General features: G+C 38.7%; 4 protein-coding genes. All 4 read right to left on the bottom strand.

From position 1 onward, the window contains the following. Nucleotides 1-107: 107 nt before the first annotated feature. The 4 genes from FFM57_RS09745 to FFM57_RS09730 all read right to left on the bottom strand — a co-directional run bounded on the left by FFM57_RS09745 (nucleotide 108) and on the right by FFM57_RS09730 (nucleotide 2,196). Entirely contained in the window at nucleotides 108-722 is a 615-nt protein-coding gene (locus tag FFM57_RS09745; RefSeq protein WP_170999964.1) for a CPBP family intramembrane glutamic endopeptidase, read from the bottom strand. Between the two features lie 2 nt (nucleotides 723-724). Further along, complete coding sequence (locus FFM57_RS09740; protein WP_137600324.1) at nucleotides 725-1,054, bottom strand: hypothetical protein; 330 nt, start codon at nucleotides 1,052-1,054, stop codon at nucleotides 725-727. 12 nt (nucleotides 1,055-1,066) lie between these two features. Beyond that, nucleotides 1,067-1,465, bottom strand: a complete 399-nt coding sequence (locus FFM57_RS09735; RefSeq protein ID WP_137600323.1) for a helix-turn-helix domain-containing protein — start codon at nucleotides 1,463-1,465, stop codon at nucleotides 1,067-1,069. A 173-nt stretch (nucleotides 1,466-1,638) separates the two neighbouring features. Continuing rightward, nucleotides 1,639-2,196, bottom strand: a complete 558-nt coding sequence (locus tag FFM57_RS09730; RefSeq protein WP_137600322.1) for a hypothetical protein — start codon at nucleotides 2,194-2,196, stop codon at nucleotides 1,639-1,641. Nucleotides 2,197-2,502 lie beyond the last annotated feature (306 nt).

The following is a 2,502-nucleotide window of genomic DNA, read 5'->3' as shown; positions in this document are numbered from 1 at the left end:
AAACACCTAAAGCAGACTTGATATCTACTTTAAGTGTTCCATTTTCAGACCTATCAGTCCGATTTGACAAAGAGCCTAAATTTTTACAGTTCTGGCAATTTTAATACTTAATACAAATGAAAGACAACTAGCAATGTGCTAAACAAATTAGCGCCTGCATGAATCAACCAACTAGGAATAATCGAACCATCAGCCACTCTTTCATTTAGATAACCAAAAGCAAAACCAACGGCTGTCGGAAATAAAATAATCAGCAACCAAACAAAAATATTTTCTGTTGCAGAAAAAGTCAATAAGCCATGCAACAGACCAAATAACAATGCTTGCAGCACATTTCCTTTCACAAATCCCCACTTAGCAATGAAGCGTTTAGTTAAAAAGCCACGGAAAAAGATTTCTTCGGCTAAAGCGGTTTGCAATAGACAATAAAAAATTATGGCAATGATGGTTAATCCGTCTAACTGTTGAAATTTAGCATTCGCTAAAGTTAATTGTTGTGGTAATACTTTTAGCAATAAATAGCCGTTTAAGGCGAAGACAATAAAAATAAGAAAGCTCTGCTGCCACAAGCGACGACTGCGGGTCACTCGCTTTAAGCCTAACCAATGACCAAAGGATTCTTTTTCCTTACGGGGATGAATTCGCCACCAACCAAAGGGAATTACCGTAAATAGAAATAATTGAAAAATGGTCCCCAACACTTGATTCAACAATAATTGCACAATTATCGCGCTCCATTCATTTTAAACATCGTCGCTATTACAAAAACTAACGCCATGCCATCCACAGCCAGCAAACAATAAATTTTTGTTTTCAGTTGCTGCATTTGCCGCGCAACAACACTCGACGATGCTAACTTTTTTTGTGGGCGTTTCAATAAGTACCATAATAGTCCACTACCATTTTGACCACCGGCAGCTAGTATTGCCCAGCCCCGTGGCTTTTTAACACCGCGACTTTTGGCGTCCAATAAAATTAAATGATAAAGATAATACACCATGAAAAGACTCGTCAGCCCAATCAAAACACCACAGCCCCCGAAAAGTAAAGCCATCAGAAACACCTCCTAAATCTTTTTAATAATCAAATAAAAAATAGTTAAGGTAAGCACACCAATACAAGCGAACAATAAATAAAACAGCCCAGTACCCATGGGGGATACACACAATAAACTCACCATTAGTACAACATTCAGCAATAATAAGCCGACAAAAATTTTTAGCCAGCGCTGCACATTGGTTTCCGCTTGTAAATGATTCACCAGCTGCTGATCACCTTTTAATAATTCATCTAAAGACAATTGATAAAGTTCCGACAAGCGGACCATACGTTCAATGTCCGGATAGCTCCGCCCATTTTCCCAATTGGAGATTGTCTGTCGTGAAATCGCCATTTTTTCAGCAACTTCTTCTTGGGTTAAATGCAACTGTCCTCTTCTCTCCTTTAAACGCTCCCCTACATCCATCAGCCGAGCCTCCCTACTTTTTCTTTCCTTCATTAAAACAAATTTCTCAACAATTACCAGTAAAATTCTCCATTTTCTTTGTCAAAATGCTTTTACATCTTGATATAGCGCGGTTCGTGCCATAAAGAAAAGACATCTTCCTCCTTGGGGAAAATGTCTTTTTTTAACACGAGTTAATTTACACTGTACTTTTTTAAACTTTTCAAACGCTCTGGTTCCACATCAGCTGCTTGTACTGGACGCACGACATAGCCAAAGAGCTGGAATTTTTCCCACGGTTCCATTTGGTAAAGTTGCATCTCGACACTTTTGCCATCTTTTTCTGCCAGCGAACTTTCACCTTTCATACCACGATCAAATAATTTGTCGACATAAGCAGCATAAGCTTCCGTTTCCGTAGCATAAACAGGAAAATCGGCTAGTGGTTGTTGATTTTTTTCGTCATAGATTTCAAAGACGGTTCCCTCCGGTGGGGCAGGAATAAAACCTCTTGTTCTCAAAATCCAAACAGCCCAGCCAAAATGTTCATCTCGCATTTCCATAGTGGAACGCCAATTCCCTTCCGCAGTCTTTTTCCGATGAGAAAGGAGAATGACCGTCTTAGCTTCTGGTGTCCGCAGGCGAACTTCCATCTGGTAGTTTTTATTCTCGATTAAATATTTCGTACCTCGCTCTAGCTCCTTAATACTTAAAACAAATTCATCTTCGGTATCGCCTTTTTCGATATACATGATACTCTTTCCTTTCATCGCCAACTCACACATGAACCGATGCGCTTCGCTATCAAGAATAGCACAATTTTTTCGGAAGTCCAATCTCCTACCAGCATCTCTCCACCTCAAAAAATTATTAAAAAGATATGCTTTTCTTTTCTAGTCTCTAAATAACCCTAGCAGAAGTTTAGCTTGCCAAAAAAATTTCCAAATTAATACTACTTTATCTGTGTAGGTCTCGTAAAAAAAGATAAAGTCCATATAATTGTGTAAAAAGAAAAGGCCATATGAGTGCCTGATACGGTACAATGTTTTTAACCACAA

Source organism: Enterococcus nangangensis (assembly GCF_005405245.1).
In the GTDB taxonomy this organism is placed as follows: Bacteria; Bacillota; Bacilli; order Lactobacillales; family Enterococcaceae; genus Enterococcus_J; species Enterococcus_J nangangensis.
Note: the sequence above shows the minus strand (reverse complement) of the source record. Positions and strands in the feature narration are given on the sequence as shown.